Here is a 16,550-nt window from a genome sequence, read left to right as displayed (position 1 = left end):
ATACTATCTCTAACGATACCTTCTAACATTAGGTTTCCTTTGTGAAAAAATGAAGTGTGATAATAGCCAAATATTGCTTTAAATCTATTTAAGCGCCGCGATGAAATTTAGAAGTAAAATCGCACGGAATTTAGCCGATTAAATTTACGCTAAATCCTGCAAGATCAAGATATGCTTGCATATGCACGAGCTGGCGAATTAAATTCCGCCCGCCTAACGGCAGGCAGAATTCTTTAAAATTTTAAGTTGCAAAATTTAGAATTTTAAAATTTGCAACTCAGCGAATCTCTTTTAGCTGTACGACTTCGCCTGCGAGCATCTCTTCGGCGCTCTCTCCCGATTCTGCTGCCAAATCCCTTTTTTTGGCAAGGTCTACGTTTTTGATCTGCAGATCGAGGTCGTTTCGCTTAGAGGCCTTATCCAACGCCTCCTCGCGGGTAATGACACCGTCTCTGTAAAGATCGAGCAGGTGCTGATCGAAGGTCTGCATACCGTAGGTATTGCGACCGTCGGCGATCGCATCCGGAATTTCATCGTCGCGCGAGTCGAGGATCATATCCTTAATACGAGTATTTTTGCGCAAAATTTCGACGACGGCTACGCGCTTGCCTTCGACAGTACGGGCAAGGCGCTGAGAGATGACAGCCTCTAGGACGGATGCTAGCGTCATTCGGATGCGCTCTTGCTCGGCCTGCTCAAACATCGCGATGATACGGTTGACTGTCTCTTTCGCGTCGATGGTGTGCACCGTCGAAAACACGAGGTGACCCGTCTCTGCGGCATGAAGCGCCGTCTCGATCGTCTCCAAATCGCGCATCTCGCCCACAAATATAACGTCTGGGTCCTCTCTCAGCGCGGCGCGAAGCGAATCTGCGAAGTTATTGCAGTCCTCGCCTATAGCGCGCTGATTGATGATGCATTTATCGTCCTTAAATACGAACTCGACGGGGTCCTCGATCGTAACGACGTGGCTGGTTCTTTGCCTATTTATGCGATTTATCATACTTGCGATCGTGGTCGTCTTTCCGCTTCCCGTAGGTCCCGTAAGTAGCACGACGCCACGCATAGCCGTGTCGCAAATATCTTTGATCGATGGCGGTAAACCCAGCTCGTCAATCTCAGGAATTTTAACCGGGATCGTTCTGAAAACCGCGCTAATACCGTCGATTTGAAAGAAGATATTAACACGGAAGCGATAATCGTCGTTTAGCTTGTAGGTAAAATCCACGCTCTTTCTCTCGATGAGCTCCGGAAAGCGCGTAATGAGCAGCTCTTTGGCTAGAGTCATCGCATCCTCTTTTAAAAAAGGCGTCTTGCTAAATTTAACTAGCTCGCCGTGGATACGCCCTCTAATAACCGCACCCGATTTGATATGAAGGTCGCTGCCGCCGTTTTGGATCAAAAATTCCAGATATTTATTTAGCTTATCTCGCTGTTTGAAATCCAGTTCGGAAGCGTCTACTTGATACTTGGAGTAATCTATCGAAACCGCCATCATTTCTCCTTTTTAAGTGTTTTTATTATCTCTTTAAATGCCTCTTCAAAGGCTACTAGCCCGTCATCCAGCAGCTTTTTATACACCTTTTTCATATCGATCTTCGCATCCGCTACGCGCTCGAAAAATTCCTCTATCTGCGCGTCGCCAGGCGGCGTTTTGGGTTTTTGATCGCCGCCTACAAAAGCCTCTATGGTCTCAAGCGGCGCTGTATTTACGCAGCCAGGAAACATTAGCTCGCTTACGTAGTAATCCTTCGGTAGATCGTCTCCCTTTACGCCAGTGCTCGCAAACAGCGGCTTTACGTAGTTTAAATTTTCTTTAGCGATGATATTGTAGCACTTTGCGGCGTTCATTATGCCGATTTTACCGGTAGGAAGGCCTGCTGCAGCCATTTTTTCATCTAATAACCTATCGAAGCGGCTAACGAAGATGCTAATTACGGTTTTTGGTAAATTTGCCTTCGGGAAGTAGCGACGAAAGCCCGCAATTCCCTCTTTTATCGCTTCAATGCATTTTATGGTCTGCTCGGGTGAAAAAACCAAGGTCGCATTTACGCTGATCCCCTTTTTTAGCAGATCGCGCATCGCTTCGTAGCCCGCCTTCGTAGCAGGGATTTTGATCATAACGTTTGGCATGCCGATCGTGCCGTATAGGTGTTTGCCCTCGCGATACATCGCTTCGGCATCGTCTGCGAAATATGGATCGACCTCGATACTTACAAAGCCGTCATCGCCGTTAATGAAATTTTTAAGCAGGCTCTCCGCCGCGCTTCTGATGTCCGCGGTGGCTAAAATTTCATACAGCTTTTTAGGCTCTTTTTTTCTAAATTCCTCTTTAGCCGAGTCGTACGCGGGAGAGCTTAGAATTGCGTTTTTAAAGATCGCAGGATTGGAAGTTGCGCCGTTAATTATCCCTTTTTTGATCAGCTCGTCGAAATCTTTATCGATAAAATCGCGCTCCAAAAAGTCGCACCAAAGGCTGAAATTTAGGGCTTTATCATACATATTTCATAATCTCCTTCAAATCCTTTTTTTCAATGCAGACGCTCGCGTGCTCTTTTAAAATTTCATTCGCGCAAAAGGCGATTTTAAGCCCCGCCTCGCGAAACATCGAAACATCGTTCGCGCCGTCTCCCACGCACATTACCTCGCTCGTCTCTAGACCCATCAGCGATTTAAGCTGCGCAAGCAGCGCGCCTTTTGAGTAGCCAAACATCATCTCGCCGCCGAAAAGCCCGGTTAAAATTCCGTTTTTTTCATGCAGATAGTTCGCAAAGCTCGCATCAAAACCCAGTTTTTTCTGCGCGGCGTCCGTGGCTAGATGAAATCCGCCGCTAAAGACGATCACTTTTATGCCTTTATTTTTCAGATACGCGATGATCTCGCTAGCGCCGCAAACAAAAGGCAGGCTTTCCGCGATAGCTTTAGCATCGCTAAGCTTCATCCCCTTTATTAACGCCACCCGCTCGCTAAGGCTCTCGAAAAAATCAAGCTCACCCGCCATTGCGCGCTTCGTAATTTCGCTAACTTGTCTCTGCGTGCCCATTTTAGCGGCGAAAAGACCTATCGTTTCGCCGTCCATCAGCGTAGAATCAAAGTCGAAAACACAAAGCTTTATCATAAATATCCTCACAAAAATTTAGGAATTATAGCTAATTTAAGTTTAAGTTTTTTGGAATTAGCATAAATTTTTCGCTTTTTGCGACCTCGTAAATTTTGCTCCCGGCCCCGAACGAGCATAAATTTATATATTTTTTTTCGCCGAAATATAAAATTTCATCTTGATGATAATGCCCCTCGATGATCAAATTTGCCGCGTAAAAATCGATCTTCGGCGCGATTATGGCCTTAAAATCCGGCATTTTTCTGTAGAGATTTTTCCCCTCTTGCGATTTTAAGATCATCTTTGAAATTTTAAATTTTAAAGCGCGATCGAGCAGATCCATAAATTTCAGAAAAGTTCTGTTTCGTAGCGAAAGCAGCGCAAACTGCGTCAGGCGCGGCAAAAACAGATCGCCGTGCGCAATCTGCACCGCCTCGCCGCCCTCGCAGATAAATTTCACGGGCTGCGCGCCGTTTGGATAAACTTTTGCGCGGGGGAAAATTTCGCGCAGATTAAAATCGTGGTTGCCCTCGAAGTAAAAAATTTCGCATTTTCGCGACAGCTCGTTTATTAGCGCGATCTCCTCTTCATAGAAGCGCTGCACATAGGTCGTATTTGCTAAAAAATCAAACATATCGCCCATCATAAAAATTTGAGACGGCGGCGTAGGCTCAGCCTTCAGCGCGCGCAGAAATTTCAAAAATTGCGGTCTGCTCGCGCCTGCGTGCGCATCGCCGATAAAGATCGCGCCCGGTTTTATCGCCTGAATTTGATCATTTTGCATCTAGGCTCCCGCGCGTGAGCGCTTTTGCGAAAAAGTTCATCGCTTAAATTCCGTGCGCGATACGCGGCAACGCCGTAGCTTCGGCGAAACCGCACATTAAATTTGCGTTTGCGACCGCCTGCGACGATGCTCCACGCAAAAGATTATCGATCGCCGAGTTGATCCAAATTTTATCGCCCGCCGTTTTTACAAAAATATCGCAAAAGTGCGTCCCTGCGACGTTTTTTATACTCACGGGCTCGCTTCGGACGCGCACGAAAGGCTCATTTTCGTAAAATTCCCGTAGCACCGCCTCTACATCCACGCTCTTTTGCAGTACGCCAAACGCGCTAATCAGCATTCCGCGCGTAATAGGCAGCAAATTCGGCACGAAAAGCGTGCTAAACGCGCCGCCTCTTAAAATTTGCAGCTGCTCTTTGATCTCGTCTGCGTGGCGATGCGAGATCGGCGAGTAGGCGCCCGCGTTTTCGTTTACGCTTACGAAATGGCTGCTCGTTTTAAGGGTCTTGCCCGCGCCGCTTACTCCGCTTTTTGCGTCGATAAATACGCCGAGGGCAGGATCGAGCAGCCGCACGAACGGCGCGAGCGCCAAAATAGAGCAGGTGGGATAGCAGCCCGGATTTGCCGTAAGGCGCGCGGTGCGGATCTTTTCGCGATTTAGCTCAGGCAGTCCGTAAACGGCGTGGGCTAAATTACGAGGGTCTAAATGCGCGGTGTAATTTTTCTCGTAAAGCTCGCGGCTTAGGCGGTAATCGGCCGATAGATCGACTACCTTGACGCTTTTAAATTTTAAAATTTCGCGGGCAAATTCCATCGCTTTTTCATGCGGCAGCGCCAAAAAAATAAGATCGCACGCCTTTGCGGCATCGGCGGCATCGGCAACTCGTACCGGCATCTGCAAAACTCCGCGAAGTTGCGGGAAAATCTCGCTTATCTCGCCCTGCGTCGAGGCTCCTAAATACGAAATTTCAAAGCTCGGATGGGAAAGTAGAATTTTAATCAGTTCAAGCCCGGTATAGCCGCTAACGCCGATGATTCCAGCCTTTTTCATCTTATTTTCCAAATTTGATCGGCCTATATTCGACGCTTAGAATTTCTACGTCGCGGGTGCCCGATGGGAGCTGAAGCACCACCTGATCGCCCTCTGCCTTGCCTAAAAGCTGGCGCGCGAGCGGCGTATTAATATTGATGAGCTTGCGCGATATGTCCGCCTCGCTAAGGCCTACGATCGTGTAAATCTCCTCTCGCTCGGTCTCCACGTCCATAAAGGTAACGGTGGAGCCGAATTTTACGCGGTCGTGCTCGTAGGTCGAGGGATCGATGATTTTACTTCGAGAGACGATATCGCTAAGCTCGGCGATTCGCGAGAGTAGAAACGCTTGCTCTTCGCGCGCTGCGTGGTACTCGGCGTTTTCTTTCAGATCGCCGTGTCCGCGCGCGATGTCGATCTGCTGCACGATGTGAGGCAGCTTCACGCTCTGAAGCTCTTTGAGCTCGGAGGTGATCTTTTCATATCCGTAAAGCGTCATTGGTTCGGTCGTCATAATCTTCCTTTCTTTTTATCAAATTATATAAGCTTTAGCCTTAAAATTTTAGCTCGCAGGCTGCGTTAAAATTTTTGCCACGTTTTCGCTGGAGCCGAATTTCAGATAATCTCGCAGCTTCTCGCTCGCAAGTTGAAATTTAGCGGCGTCGCAGTGCTCGTATGCGGCGAGTAGGTTTTGCGCGCTTACTTCGCCTTGCAAAAGCTCCTCGTGCAGAGGCTCCTCGCCCAAAAAATCAAAAATAATATTCGCAAGTCCCACGTGCTTTAGCTTTACGAGCTTTCGCGCGAGCCAAACGTCAAACGCGCGAGCCTTGTAGCACAGCACGAACGGAGTGCCGATGAGCGCCGCCTCGAGCGTCGCCGTACCCGAGCAGATGAAGGCAAAATCGCAATCCTTAAGCGTGGCAGGAGTATCGTTTGCGATGCTAAAGCCGTCCAGAGACCCGTAAATTTCATCTCTTTGATCCATCAGATGCGGCGGGATTATTAAGACTCGCTCGTTATTTTCAAATTTAGGCGCAAGGGCTCTAAAAATCGGCATCAGTCTTGAAATTTCAGCCCTGCGCGAGCCCGGCATAAAGGCGATTTTGCCCTGTTTATCGTAGCTTTGTTTTCGCAGCGTTATCTCGTCTAATAATGGATGCCCCACGAAGGAGTACTTTGCGGTTTCGGCGCTTTGGCTGCTTTGGCGCGCGGCATCCTCTTTCGGTGCAGCGTCCTTACCCTTTGCTTCTTGCGACATAGCGTCTTTATCTACCTCGTAGTCCGCGCCGAAAAATTTTGCCTCAAAAGGCCAGACGGAGAGCAGATTGTCGCAGAATTTTTTCAGCTTCTCCGCTCTGTGCGGCTTCCACGCCCAAACCTGCGGCAGGATATAATATGAAATTTCCGCGCGCGCGCCGCTTTCCTTGATCGCGCGAGCTAGCGGCAGATTAAACGCGGGCGAGTCGATGAGTAGCACGCGATCGCACTCCGCCGCAAGCCGAGTCATCTGCGCTACGGCGCGCTTGGCTTTTAAAATCAGCGGCAGAATTTCAACAAAGCCCATCGCCGAAAACTCGCTGCTTTTATATATCGGCGAGCCAAGTTTTTCATCGAAAATTCCGCAAATCTCGCAAGCGGGATCAAGGTTTTTAAGGTGCGCTAGAACCTCTTTAAAATGTAGATTCGCCGAGGGCTCTAAGCAGGAGATTAGGTATTTCAAATTTAGCCTTTATGAATTTTTGGCAATTATATCAAAATGTGCTAAAATTAAGCCGACAAAGGATTTAAGATGAAAAATTTTAAAATTTTAGCCGCAGCGGGGGTGTTTGCGCTTTTGCTTTGCGGCTGCGGCGGCTCGCCGGGGTATCAAAAACAGCAGATTTACGAAGACCCCGCTAAAACGGCGCAGTTCGAGGCGCTTAGTCAAATAGGCGATCCGGCGGTTATCGCGCGCGCTGCGGCAAGCGAGATCGCGGCAAATAACGGCGGCGCAAAAAATCGCATCAAAATAGCGCAATACGTGAGCTTAGAGGAGGTCGGCGCGCAAGGAAGCGACGTAGTTTACAACTACACGCTAAGCTCGGGCTGGGCAAATTTAAAAAACAGCGATAGAAAAAAATATCTGAAATTTTTGCAGGCAGATATCGTAAATCGTAGCTGCAACACGCCTAGTTCGCGGATTTTGATGAAAAAAGGGGTGGGCGAGGTGCATAGATTTTTTTACGATTACCCGAGCTCGCATCTATTTGATGCCGCGATCAACGAGGAGTTTTGCCTTAGGGCGGGACTTTGAGAGGGCCAGGCTTAAAGCTTAGCCGCAAATTTAAAGGGCGATGCCCAAAATCCCTTAAATTTAAAGAGAGAATATGAAAGAAATTTTAATCACCAACGACGACGGATTCGAAGCGCGCGGGCTTTTGGAGCTCGCAAGCGCGCTAAGAGGGGTCGCAAACGTCACCATCGTAGCGCCAAGCTCGGAGAAATCGGCATGCTCGCACTCACTCACTCTTACCCGTCCGCTTAGATTTATCAAGCTTGACGACGGATTTTTCAAACTCGATGACGCTACGCCCGCAGACTGCGTGTATTTGGCGCTCCGCGCGCTGTATAACCGCAAGCCCGATCTAGTGATAAGCGGCATAAATCACGGCGCCAACGTCGCGGAGGACGTGACCTATTCGGGCACGTGCGGAGGCGCGATGGAGGGGGTTTTGCAAGGCATTCCCGCGCTTGCGGTGAGCCAGTTTTACGTCGCGGACTCGCTGCAGCGATACGGATTTGATCTCGCGTGCGAGCTCGCGGTGGAATTGGTCGAGAAAATCTTTAAAAAAGGCTTTCCGCTGCCGCCGAAGCAGTTTTTAAATTTAAACGTTCCTGCCGTCTCGAAGCAAGATTTTAAGGGGCTTTCGGTTGCTGCGTGCGGCGAGAAGCTCTACGATACCGACGCGCAGCTAAACCGTAATCCGCGCGGAATTGAGTATTATTGGCTCGGCAAATCCACGTTCGACTTTGATGCGAGCAGGAACGAAAACAGCGACATTTCGGTGCTTTTTGAAGGGCGGGCGACGCTAAGTCCGATCAAGCTAAATTTGACCGCGCACGAGCAGATGAGGGTTTTGGAAGAATGGACGAGGCTCAAATAGACCGCTTTTCGCGCTCGCGCCTGCTTTTCGGCGAGGATTTCGCAAAACTTCAAAGCGCTAAAATTTTAATCTGCGGCTGCGGCGGCGTGGGCGGAGCGGCGATAGAGGCGCTGTACCGCAGCGGCGCGGTAAGCTTAAGCGTGATCGATTGCGATCGCTTCGAGATAACCAACCAAAACCGCCAGTTCGGAAGCGAGCACGTAGGCGAGCTAAAATGCGAGGTTTTCGCGCGCAAATTTAAAGGCGTGACGCCGATCACCGCTAGGATCGATGAGGAATTTTTATCGGAATTTGATCTAGCAAAATTTGATTTCGTAATCGATGCGATCGATGACGTGGGCGCTAAGATCGCTCTTGCGCTGCGCTGCAGCGAGGCTGGCGTAGGATTTGTAAGCTCGATGGGCGGCGCAAAGAGGCTCGATCCCGCTCGGATCGAAATCCGATCAATCTGGCAGACGCAAGGCGATCCGCTTGCGCGCAAGATCAGATATGAGCTGCGAAAGCGCGGCTTTGCGGGCGATTTTGACGTCGTTTGCTCTAGCGAGCCGCCGCGCGTCAAATCGATGGGTAGCTTCATGGGAGTGACCGCTAGCTTCGGGCTTTTCATCGCAAGCTACGTCGTGCGCAGACTGATAGGCGATCGATAAATTTAAACGCTTAAAATTTCATAGCGTTTTGGCGCTCGGCTAGAATTTAAAAGCGACGAAAGTGAAATTTTACCGAGCGACGAAGATAAAATTTACTCGGCACGAAGGCGAAATTTTATTTGCCACGAATGATAAAATTTTATCCGCAAAGTTCGGCGCAGGCTTGATGAGAGATAAAATTAAAAGATCGCGATTTGCACGCTTTCGCCGCCGCGTGTATTTTGCGGCGCGGTTCACACAGGCGCAGCGGGCGGATACTCTCGCGCCGAGGTTTAAAATTTAAATGCAGACGGACGCGATGCGCACTGGTCGCGGAAATTTTAAAATTTTAAGGCGCGGCGAGATTTTAAGCGCAATCAAATCCTCACTCAAGCCGCGCAGCGACCGAGCCACGCGTAGAAACACGGGCGAGTCTTAAACGGGTCGCGCGGCTAGGTTGCGATGAAATTTAAAATTTGTCAAGCCGCGATAAAATTTAAAAGAGCAAACGATGATAAAAAAGGAGCGAGAGATGGATGAAATTTTTACCCGCACGAGCGTGCGAAGTTTTAGCGAGCAGATGCCTACAGATGGGCAAATCGAGCAAATTTTAAAAGCCGCGATGCAGGCTCCAAGTGCTGCAAATCAGCGCCCGTGGGAATTTTACGTCGTTAAAAACAGGGAGCTTTTGTCGCTTCTAAGCGGCGTGAGCTCCTACGGCGACTACATCAAGGACGCGCCGCTTGCGATCGTGATCTGCTTCAAAGAGAGCGAGCTGAAATTCCCCGCCTATGTGCCGTTTGACTGCGCCTGCGCGGCGATGAATATCTGGCTTTGCGCCGAAGGCTTGGGGCTCGGTACCGTGTGGTCGGGCATCGCGCCCGAGCCTTACCGTATGGGGCGCGTGCGCGAAATTTTAAATCTGCCTGCCGCTCTGGAGCCATTTTGCATCATGCCGATCGGCTTTGCGAGCCGTAAATTTGAGCCGCACTCGCGCTTTGAGCCCGAGAGAATTCACTTTTTGTAGGAGTAGCGTATGTTTATTTCGCAGAGTAAAATCGACGATCTTATCGCAAGCGACGGCGCGTTTTTGGACCTTACGACCGAGCTTTTGCAGGACTTTGTGGATCTAAATGCGCCCGCGCGGCTTTCGATCGTAACGAGGCAGGATCTGATCTTTAGCGGCGGGCAGATTGCGCGCGAAGTGGCGGCGCGCCTCGGCTGCGAGACGGGGCGGCTAGCGCGCGAGGGAAGCGCATTTTGCGCGGGGGATGAAATTTTTAGCGCGCAGGGGAGCTTTGAGAGCCTGCATAAAGCTTGGAAGATCGTTCAGATCGTGTTTGAGTACTCCTGTAAAATTTCGACCTACGTGCACGAGATGGTTGCGCTGATGCGAGAGGCTAATCCGCGCTGCGTGCTGGGTGCGACGCGCAAGAGCTTTCCTTTTGCGAAGGAGCTTTGCGTAAATGCGCTGATAGCGGGCGGCGGAACGATGCACCGCCTGGGGCTGCACGACAGCGTCCTGTTTTTTTCAAACCACATTCGCGCGTTTGCGAGCTTTGGCGAGTTTTGCGCGCAGATCGCTAAATTTAAAGAGCGCGCGCCCGAGCGAAAGATCATGATCGAAGTGGCGAGCGAACTCGAATTTAGCGAGCTTTTAAAATACGCGCCGGATGCGATAATGTGCGATAAGATGAGCCCTAGCGAGCTTAGAGCCTGCGTTTTGAGGCGAGATGAAACGGCGCCGCAGATTAAAATTTGCGCTGCGGGCGGCATAAATAAAAATAACTGCGCCGAGTTTGCAGCTACCGGCGCGGATGTGCTCGTAAGCTCGGCAGTTTGGAATCAGGGCGTGTGCGATCTAGGCGGAAAGATAGAATTTATCTAAAATATTAAATTTTAAATTTAAGGCGCAGAAGTCTAAAACAAGGCATAAAAACGCGATTTATTAATAAATAAGAGTATATTTTGTAGAATTCTTAAAATTTCAAAAAAAGGATTTTCATGAAAAAAATTGCTTTTATTTTAGCGCTTGCGGCAAGCGTTTCGTTCTGCGCGGATCAGCTGATCATTGCGGCCGGCGGCGGATATAAAAAGCCCGTCTCGGCCGTGATCGAAAATTTGAAAAAAGAGGGCATGGACGTAGCGGGATCGTTTGCCAACCTTGGCCAGCTCGTCATTCAATCGCGCGAGAATAAAATTTCATTCATCGTGGGAGATGAGGCGTTTTTGAAAAAAAGCGATCTAAATATCACTAAATTTGAACGCGTCGGGCGCGGCACGCTAGTTTTGGTGACGCCGAAAAATATCAAAATACAGGGCGTATCGGAGATCGCAAAGTTCGATAAAATCGCGATGCCCGATCCTAAAAAGGCGATTTACGGTATCAGAACGAACGAGTTTTTACAAAATGCCCAAATGGACGGAGTAAAAGATAAAATTTTAGCCGTCGCGGGCGTGCCGCAGGTAGTCGCTTACGTCATCAACGGCGAGGTGCAGGCGGGCTTTATCAACAGCACCGAAGCGGTCGCCAAAAAGATGAGTTCGGCTCGATCATCTACATTGACGAGAGCCTCTATAGCCCCGCATTCATCGGTATCGCAAGGCTTAGCGCGTGCAGCGATGAGGCGCTTTGCGAAAAGGTGATGGAAGAGTTTAAATCGGATCGCTCAAAAGAGATTTTTTCAAAATTCGGTCTTAAATGAGCGACATAGCTTGGATCGCGCACCCTCTGATACTAAGCACCAAGGCCCTATTTTGCAGCTTTTTGCTGCTGATTTCAATAGGGCTAGCAATTTCATATTTTTTGGCTTTCAGCAAAGCCAAATTTAAAAAGATCGTCGAAATTTTAGTGATTTTTCCGCTCATCTTCCCGCCGATCGCGACGGGATTTTTGCTTCTTTACATCTTCGGAAAGAGCGGTTTTATCGGCTCTGCGTTAAATTTAGACATTGTTTTTAACTTTTATTCATTGGTAATCGCCGCATTTTTGGTGGGGCTGCCGCTGTTTGTAAAGCCCGTGTGTGCGAGCTTTGAGCTCTTTCCGAAGAGCCTAATCGAAGCCGCGCAAATTTTGGGCAAAAACAGAGCTCAAATTTTCCTCTTCGTAATCCTTCCAAGCTCGCTTAAAACGCTCGGCTCCGCGCTTATTTTAGCGCTCTCGCGCGGGCTTGGCGAAGTAGGTATCACGCTGATGCTGGGCGGAAACATCGTGGGCAAAACCGACACGCTAGGCCTTGCGATCTACAACGCCGTGTATGACGGAGAAAACGAGCGAGCGCTGATTTTAAGCGTTTTGCTCGTGATTTTTAGCTTGATTTTATTCTTCGCGATAAGTCTTTTAGATAAAAAGCAAAATTTATCTAAATAAGAAAAATTATTTTTTAAGTATTTTTGGATAAAATTGCACTCTCATTTTACTTTAAAGGATTTTTCATGAAGAAATTTCTAATTTCATCAATTTTAGTCGCAAGCGCCTTGATCGCTCACGAGCACGGCGATATGCAAAATTTCGATCCTAAGACTGGTAAACACCTCGTCATCACTATGGAGCAGCTAGGCGAGAAGGGCAACGTAACCGTCGGCGAGGTCGTAGCGGTCGAGACGAACTACGGCGTGGCATTTTTCCCGAATTTAAAGGGTCTTGCTAGCGGCGCGCACGGCTTTCATGTGCATCAAAACGCCGACTGCGGCGCAAATGAGAAGGGCTTAGGCATGAAAGCGGGCGGCCACTGGGATCCAAGCGATACCAAAAAGCACTCGTTTGCTTGGGACGATAGCGGCCACAAGGGCGATCTGCCTGCGCTTTTCGTTGATGTCGAGGGCAATGCGGTCTATCCGGTGCTAGCTCCGAAGATCAAGAGCCTAGATGAGCTAAAGGGCCACTCGCTGATGGTTCACGTAGGCGGCGATAACCACAGCGACCATCCAAAGCCGCTCGGCGGCGGTGGCGCTAGAATGGTCTGCGGCGTTATAAAATAGGCTTCGTTGCGGATGAAATTTAATCATCCGCAATCTCTAAATTTAGCAGCCCTGCGGTTAAATTTACGCGACGAAATTTCGCCGTCCGTAGCGCCGAGATACGCCCGCTCTGCCGTTAAATTTACGCACGGCGGGCTTTTGATACAACCTATGCAGCGCAAATTTTGTATTAAATTTATGCGCTGCGCCCCCTTCCCGCTTAAATTTTAAAATTTAACTCCGTTTGCACGCATTACGCCCTGTTTTTGCCGCAGCAGCATCGCAAAATTTTTCAAATTTAAATCAAGACTCTAAATTTACAGCGCCGAGCTATTTTGGCAGCGCGAGCTTCATTTAACTTTTTCTTCACGACTTTTTCCTACAATCACGCTAACTTTCACAAAGGAGAGAGAATGAAAAAGATTGTTTTAGCAAGCGTTTTAGTCGCGGGCGTGCTGTTCGCCGCAGATTTTAGCTCAAGCAGCCCCGAGCAGATCAATGCCGCAGTCGCGGGCGCCGACGCCAAGAGCTTAAGCGAAGCGGCGTTTGAGATCGATAAACGCGCAGGCGAGCTAAGGGCGCAGGCAAGGGATCTTAAGCGCGGATTTAAGATGGAGTTTAAAAAGAAACTGGACGCTATGAGCGTCGAGGATCGCGAGAAATTCCTAGACGAGTTTAGAAAAAACTATAACGTCCAGGCGGGCAAGCTAAGCGTCGAGCAAGCAGATAGGCTGGATATCGAGCTTAAGGATCGCGGTAATTTCGGCAAATTTAAAAGGCCCGCTCGCGGGTTCAGTCCGCACAGATCGCAGACGGCTCCAGGAGAGTGCGGCCATATGCCGCATAAAGGAATGGGCGACGGTGAGGGTCTGGCAATGCCGCCAAGGGGCGAGATGCCGTGCAATCAAAATGCGGGCGCCGCTCCGTGTCCTATGGCGCAGTAGTGCCGCTTACGCGCAAGCTACGTAGTTCCGCGCAGCACTTACGCGGAATTTTGTTTTATCGAAACACGGCGCAGGAATTTTAAAATTTTAGAATTTCGTAGCGGCGGAATTTTAAAGCCCAGTGTTTTACCTGTAAATTTTAAAATTTCGCGGCGCGAAAATTTTATATCGTAAAATTTTAGTTTCTTGCGCCGCGCCGTGCGAATAATACTAGGCGAGCAATCTTATAAGCCTAAATTTAGTAAGCATACTTTTGAGCCAAGACGCGTTGTTTCGCTGCGATAAAATTTTGCCGTGAAATTTCGCAATTAAATTTTACATGGAATTTCACAGGGTATAATTTCAAAAATTCTACGCAAGGAGGCGGGCTATGGCAAGGGTTTTGATCGTCGAGGACGAGGGGATGCTGCTAGATATGATGTGCACCTATATGCGCGGCGCGGGGCACGAGGTAAGCGGCACCAAAAGCTACGACGAGGCGCTATCTTTAGCGTACGAAAAGAGCTTCGATCTGTGGATCTTCGACGTCAAAATCATCGGCGGCAACGGCTTTGCGCTGCTTCGCGAGCTGCGCGAGGCGGGGCGCGGAGCACCGTGCATTTTCACGACGTCGCTAAATACTCTGCAAGACGTCGAAAGCGGCTTTGGAAGCGGCTGCGACGACTACCTCAAAAAGCCTTTCGAGCTAAAAGAGCTGGCTCTGCGCGCGGATAATCTACTAAAGCGCACCTTCATCCACAACGCCGCCCTGCGCGAAAATATCAGCGGAAGTTTTAGTTTCGATATGGCTCAGCGCGCGCTATATCATGCAGATAGGCTCGTGCCGATGCCGCAAAAGCAGGCGCGGCTTCTTGCTCTGCTTCTAAAAAACCGCGATAAATTCCTTAGCAAAGATGAAATTTTCGCCGCGCTGTGGGACTACGACGAGAGCCCGAGCGAGCTTAGCCTGCGCGTTTATATCGCGGAGCTGCGAAAAATTTTGGGTAAGGATCGCATCATAAACGCTTCCAAGCTCGGCTACAAATATCTCTAGGAGCGCGCCGTGTCCAAAATGCGTCAAATTCTACCGATTTTTTTACTCTATACGCTCACCAGCGTCCTGTTTTTGGCGCTAGTAAGCAGCCGTATTTTACGAGCGGGAGAAGTTTTTTATCGCGGATCGCGATGCCTTTGCGATCAGGGATTTCAAGCACGGCTTAGAGGCTAAGCTCGCGCGCGGCGGGCGCCTAAACGAGAGCGATTTCGATGCTATGCAGGCATACGCGGCGGATCTGAATAGCAGCGATGAGATCGCGCGGGATTTCGAGCCGAAGGATGACGCGCCGCGCGTGTATATGGAGGGAGTCAGTAGGATCGAGCAGTTTAATCTCACCGCCAAGGACGGCACGGAGTACTACGTAGCGATCAAAACTGAGGCGCTTGAGGGTAAGCTAGCGGCGCTGAAGCTTAAAATTTTAGCCGCGAGCGCGCTTGTTTTGGCGCTTATTTTGCTGATCGCGTATTTTATCATCCGCCTTTCGCTGCGCCCGCTTTACGAAAAGATCGAGTTTCTTGACGGCTTCATCCGCGACACGACGCACGAGATAAAAACCCCGCTTAGCGTGATTTTGATGAGTATCGAGCTTTTTGATACCGATGCGAAAAAATATCTGGGCAATATCAAGGCGGGCGCAAACACGATAAACGCGCTGTTTGAGGACCTAACCGCGCTAAGCTTAAACAAAAGCGGCAGCGGGCGAGAGGTAAATTTAGGCGAGCTACTGCAAAGCCGCATCGAGTATTTCGGCGTCTCTGCTGAGCAAAAGTGCATAAGCTTAAGCGCCGATCTGCGCCCGGTAGTCTTTTGCGCGGATGAGTTTAAGCTGCGAAAAATCATCGACAATCTGCTTGGCAACGCGATAAAATATTGTGATGAGCTCGGCTGCGTCGAGGTGAGCCTGCGCGAGCGCTCGCTTAGCATTAAAAACAGCGGCGCGGGCATTGCGCAGCAAAATTTGCCGCATATTTTCGAGCTTTACACCCGCTTTGATCAGCGCAACGGCGGCTTTGGCATCGGGCTTTTTATCGTGAAAAAATACTGCGACGAGCTCGGGCTTAAAATTTCGTACAGAAGCGAGCCGGGCGAGACGGAGTTTCGGCTGGAATTTTAACGTTACCCAAATGAAATTCTGCGCGAACGAAATTTTAGCAGGCGGGCTTGCTGAGCTTAACCGCGTGGGTTTAAATTTAGCTAGCGATTCAGTCCGTAAAATTTGCGCTAGGTTATAATTTGACGGCGGAATTTGCGCATGCAATTCGGTCGCGTCCGAAAAAATTCGCCGATCGGTTTGCAGAATACACAGCGTAAAATTCTACGGAATTTCGTGAAATTTTATTTGGACGCGGACAAGATCGCGGCGGTTGGGGATAGAATTTTGTAGCAACGCGGATGAAACCGCGTGCGACAACCAGCAAAATTTCGCGAAAATTTTGCAGCGCGTCGATCGAGCCTGCTTGCTCTGCTATCTCATGCATGCCGTATTCATAGCCCGCACAAAAGGCGGCGTCGCTTTGGGTTTTGATACTCGAACGAAAGCTATCCCGCTTCCCATTCTTACCGCTCGGTGCGTTGGCATGGACTACGCGCGGGTAAATTTAAAATTTAGACAGGCTCTGCTCCGCCGAAGCGGAGTAGAGCTTTATTAAAACGGGCGGCGCAGCTATTTTAAGCACGTAGCCGCCCTTCAAACGCACGCCGATCTTTTTAAAACATGCGGCAAATTTTAAAATTTGTGCGTAGGCAAAAGGCAAGCGAGGCAAAATAGGCTAAATTTGAGCGGCGAAAATTTACTTTGCCGCTTTTAAATTTGACTTCGTCTTTTACATAAAATCAAAATTTAACTAAACGTCCAAGTCAAAATAGGCGGGGCAAATTTGATCATTTCTCGCCGAGCGCCCCGCTCTCTGCTAAAATCGATCATTTC

20 protein-coding genes are annotated in these 16,550 nt (G+C 49.3%); 13 read left to right on the top strand and 7 right to left on the bottom strand.

Annotation, left to right across the window (positions count from 1 at the left end; translation table 11 throughout):
* Positions 1–277: 277 nt before the first annotated feature.
* From Q0438_RS03355 to Q0438_RS03325, 7 genes are read right to left on the bottom strand one after another with little or no spacing between them, the layout of a single operon-like run.
* Positions 278–1,495 carry a type IV pilus twitching motility protein PilT gene (locus Q0438_RS03355; RefSeq protein WP_299187375.1) on the bottom strand — a complete coding sequence of 406 codons (1,218 nt, stop codon included), beginning with the start codon at positions 1,493–1,495 and terminating at the stop codon, positions 278–280.
* Positions 1,495–2,502: a transaldolase gene (locus Q0438_RS03350; RefSeq protein ID WP_299187374.1), complete on the bottom strand. Its 1,008-nt coding sequence runs from the start codon at positions 2,500–2,502 to the stop codon at positions 1,495–1,497. The genes Q0438_RS03355 and Q0438_RS03350 overlap by 1 nt, the downstream gene beginning before the upstream one ends.
* Positions 2,495–3,118, bottom strand: a complete 624-nt coding sequence (gene serB, locus Q0438_RS03345) for a phosphoserine phosphatase SerB (RefSeq protein ID WP_299187371.1) — start codon at positions 3,116–3,118, stop codon at positions 2,495–2,497. Before serB ends, Q0438_RS03350 begins: the two co-directional genes overlap by 8 nt.
* Before the next feature lie 31 nt (positions 3,119–3,149).
* Complete coding sequence (locus Q0438_RS03340; RefSeq protein ID WP_299187368.1) at positions 3,150–3,884, bottom strand: UDP-2,3-diacylglucosamine diphosphatase; 735 nt, start codon at positions 3,882–3,884, stop codon at positions 3,150–3,152.
* 43 nt (positions 3,885–3,927) lie between these two features.
* A complete protein-coding gene (gene argC / locus Q0438_RS03335; protein ID WP_299187366.1) occupies positions 3,928–4,935 on the bottom strand; it encodes an N-acetyl-gamma-glutamyl-phosphate reductase in 1,008 nt (335 codons plus the stop codon).
* A gap of 1 nt (position 4,936) precedes the next feature.
* Positions 4,937–5,428 carry a transcription elongation factor GreA gene (gene greA, locus Q0438_RS03330; RefSeq protein WP_299187363.1) on the bottom strand — a complete coding sequence of 164 codons (492 nt, stop codon included), beginning with the start codon at positions 5,426–5,428 and terminating at the stop codon, positions 4,937–4,939.
* A gap of 48 nt (positions 5,429–5,476) precedes the next feature.
* Positions 5,477–6,634, bottom strand: coding sequence for a lipid-A-disaccharide synthase (locus tag Q0438_RS03325; protein ID WP_299187360.1), 1,158 nt, complete (start codon positions 6,632–6,634; stop codon positions 5,477–5,479).
* A gap of 69 nt (positions 6,635–6,703) precedes the next feature.
* On the opposite strand from Q0438_RS03325, the gene Q0438_RS03320 reads away from it, so the two are divergent.
* From Q0438_RS03320 to Q0438_RS03260, 13 genes are all read left to right on the top strand, one after another.
* On the top strand, positions 6,704–7,207 hold the full coding sequence (locus tag Q0438_RS03320; RefSeq protein ID WP_299187357.1) for a hypothetical protein: 504 nt from the start codon (positions 6,704–6,706) through the stop codon (positions 7,205–7,207).
* A gap of 73 nt (positions 7,208–7,280) precedes the next feature.
* On the top strand, positions 7,281–8,057 hold the full coding sequence (surE, locus tag Q0438_RS03315) for a 5'/3'-nucleotidase SurE (RefSeq protein ID WP_299187354.1): 777 nt from the start codon (positions 7,281–7,283) through the stop codon (positions 8,055–8,057).
* Positions 8,039–8,704, top strand: a complete 666-nt coding sequence (locus Q0438_RS03310; RefSeq protein WP_299187352.1) for a ThiF family adenylyltransferase — start codon at positions 8,039–8,041, stop codon at positions 8,702–8,704. Before surE ends, Q0438_RS03310 begins: the two co-directional genes overlap by 19 nt.
* Before the next feature lie 490 nt (positions 8,705–9,194).
* Positions 9,195–9,710 carry a nitroreductase family protein gene (locus Q0438_RS03305; RefSeq protein ID WP_299187349.1) on the top strand — a complete coding sequence of 172 codons (516 nt, stop codon included), beginning with the start codon at positions 9,195–9,197 and terminating at the stop codon, positions 9,708–9,710.
* A gap of 9 nt (positions 9,711–9,719) precedes the next feature.
* A complete protein-coding gene (gene modD / locus Q0438_RS03300; RefSeq protein ID WP_299187348.1) occupies positions 9,720–10,571 on the top strand; it encodes a ModD protein in 852 nt (283 codons plus the stop codon).
* Positions 10,572–10,687: 116 nt separating this feature from the next.
* On the top strand, positions 10,688–11,329 hold the full coding sequence (locus tag Q0438_RS03295; protein ID WP_299187346.1) for a substrate-binding domain-containing protein: 642 nt from the start codon (positions 10,688–10,690) through the stop codon (positions 11,327–11,329).
* 55 nt (positions 11,330–11,384) lie between these two features.
* Positions 11,385–12,053 (top strand): molybdenum ABC transporter permease, encoded by a 669-nt coding sequence (locus Q0438_RS03290; RefSeq protein ID WP_299187344.1) that lies wholly within the window; start codon positions 11,385–11,387, stop codon positions 12,051–12,053.
* Positions 12,054–12,118: 65 nt separating this feature from the next.
* Positions 12,119–12,664 (top strand): superoxide dismutase family protein, encoded by a 546-nt coding sequence (locus Q0438_RS03285; RefSeq protein WP_299187343.1) that lies wholly within the window; start codon positions 12,119–12,121, stop codon positions 12,662–12,664.
* A 12-nt stretch (positions 12,665–12,676) separates the two neighbouring features.
* Positions 12,677–12,874, top strand: coding sequence for a hypothetical protein (locus Q0438_RS03280; protein ID WP_299187342.1), 198 nt, complete (start codon positions 12,677–12,679; stop codon positions 12,872–12,874).
* 182 nt (positions 12,875–13,056) lie between these two features.
* Complete coding sequence (locus tag Q0438_RS03275) at positions 13,057–13,587, top strand: DUF1104 domain-containing protein (RefSeq protein WP_299187340.1); 531 nt, start codon at positions 13,057–13,059, stop codon at positions 13,585–13,587.
* A 370-nt stretch (positions 13,588–13,957) separates the two neighbouring features.
* Positions 13,958–14,620: a response regulator transcription factor gene (locus tag Q0438_RS03270; RefSeq protein ID WP_299187339.1), complete on the top strand. Its 663-nt coding sequence runs from the start codon at positions 13,958–13,960 to the stop codon at positions 14,618–14,620.
* A 217-nt stretch (positions 14,621–14,837) separates the two neighbouring features.
* Complete coding sequence (locus tag Q0438_RS03265) at positions 14,838–15,737, top strand: HAMP domain-containing sensor histidine kinase (RefSeq protein WP_299187338.1); 900 nt, start codon at positions 14,838–14,840, stop codon at positions 15,735–15,737.
* A 250-nt stretch (positions 15,738–15,987) separates the two neighbouring features.
* Complete coding sequence (locus Q0438_RS03260; RefSeq protein WP_299187337.1) at positions 15,988–16,272, top strand: hypothetical protein; 285 nt, start codon at positions 15,988–15,990, stop codon at positions 16,270–16,272.
* The last annotated feature ends 278 nt before the right edge of the window (positions 16,273–16,550 follow it).

This window comes from uncultured Campylobacter sp. (assembly GCF_938030785.1).
Classification (GTDB): domain Bacteria; phylum Campylobacterota; class Campylobacteria; order Campylobacterales; family Campylobacteraceae; genus Campylobacter_B.
Note: the sequence above shows the minus strand (reverse complement) of the source record. Positions and strands in the feature narration are given on the sequence as shown.

Coding starts and splice junctions, on each gene's coding strand:
- Q0438_RS03355 (WP_299187375.1), bottom strand. CDS start 1,495: ATGGCGGTTTCGATAGATTACTCCAAGTATCAAGTAGACGCTTCCGAA.
- Q0438_RS03350 (WP_299187374.1), bottom strand. CDS start 2,502: ATGTATGATAAAGCCCTAAATTTCAGCCTTTGGTGCGACTTTTTGGAG.
- serB (WP_299187371.1), bottom strand. CDS start 3,118: ATGATAAAGCTTTGTGTTTTCGACTTTGATTCTACGCTGATGGACGGC.
- Q0438_RS03340 (WP_299187368.1), bottom strand. CDS start 3,884: ATGCAAAATGATCAAATTCAGGCGATAAAACCGGGCGCGATCTTTATC.
- argC (WP_299187366.1), bottom strand. CDS start 4,935: ATGAAAAAGGCTGGAATCATCGGCGTTAGCGGCTATACCGGGCTTGAA.
- greA (WP_299187363.1), bottom strand. CDS start 5,428: ATGACGACCGAACCAATGACGCTTTACGGATATGAAAAGATCACCTCC.
- Q0438_RS03320 (WP_299187357.1), top strand. CDS start 6,704: ATGAAAAATTTTAAAATTTTAGCCGCAGCGGGGGTGTTTGCGCTTTTG.
- surE (WP_299187354.1), top strand. CDS start 7,281: ATGAAAGAAATTTTAATCACCAACGACGACGGATTCGAAGCGCGCGGG.
- Q0438_RS03310 (WP_299187352.1), top strand. CDS start 8,039: ATGGACGAGGCTCAAATAGACCGCTTTTCGCGCTCGCGCCTGCTTTTC.
- Q0438_RS03305 (WP_299187349.1), top strand. CDS start 9,195: ATGATAAAAAAGGAGCGAGAGATGGATGAAATTTTTACCCGCACGAGC.
- modD (WP_299187348.1), top strand. CDS start 9,720: ATGTTTATTTCGCAGAGTAAAATCGACGATCTTATCGCAAGCGACGGC.
- Q0438_RS03295 (WP_299187346.1), top strand. CDS start 10,688: ATGAAAAAAATTGCTTTTATTTTAGCGCTTGCGGCAAGCGTTTCGTTC.
- Q0438_RS03290 (WP_299187344.1), top strand. CDS start 11,385: ATGAGCGACATAGCTTGGATCGCGCACCCTCTGATACTAAGCACCAAG.
- Q0438_RS03285 (WP_299187343.1), top strand. CDS start 12,119: ATGAAGAAATTTCTAATTTCATCAATTTTAGTCGCAAGCGCCTTGATC.
- Q0438_RS03280 (WP_299187342.1), top strand. CDS start 12,677: ATGAAATTTAATCATCCGCAATCTCTAAATTTAGCAGCCCTGCGGTTA.
- Q0438_RS03275 (WP_299187340.1), top strand. CDS start 13,057: ATGAAAAAGATTGTTTTAGCAAGCGTTTTAGTCGCGGGCGTGCTGTTC.
- Q0438_RS03270 (WP_299187339.1), top strand. CDS start 13,958: ATGGCAAGGGTTTTGATCGTCGAGGACGAGGGGATGCTGCTAGATATG.
- Q0438_RS03265 (WP_299187338.1), top strand. CDS start 14,838: ATGCAGGCATACGCGGCGGATCTGAATAGCAGCGATGAGATCGCGCGG.